Raw genomic sequence first — 304 nt, 5'->3', positions numbered from 1 at the left:
GTCCAGGTCGACGAAGACCGCTCCGGGCAGATGGCCGGCCAGGTAGTCGTCGTGGCCGGGCGGGCCGGTGAGCCGCCAGCGGACGTCGAGCAGGGTGGGCGGGTCGGTGGCGTCGAGCTCGGGGGCGAGCGGACCTACGTCGATCAGCGGGTCCTCAATTTCGGACATGGCGACCATCAAACACCATCCCTGGCAGGACACGCGGACTCTACGCTAGTTGACCGGGACAAGGCCCGAACGGGCAACAGGATCGCGACCAACGGTATGGGATCCAGGCCGCCCGGCGGCGGTTCCGAACACAGAA

Annotated in this window: 1 pseudogene; it reads right to left on the bottom strand. The window is 68.1% G+C overall.

The annotated features are described in order from the left end of the window. A pseudogene (locus ADK66_RS05615) lies at positions 1-168 on the bottom strand (sulfurtransferase); the annotation flags it as partial. Positions 169-304: the final 136 nt, after the last annotated feature.

The organism is Micromonospora sp. NRRL B-16802 (assembly GCF_001279555.1).
Taxonomy (GTDB): Bacteria; Actinomycetota; Actinomycetes; order Mycobacteriales; family Micromonosporaceae; genus Micromonospora; species Micromonospora profundi.
The sequence above is the reverse complement of the archived record's forward strand: the minus strand, read 5'-3'. Positions and strand labels throughout refer to the sequence as shown.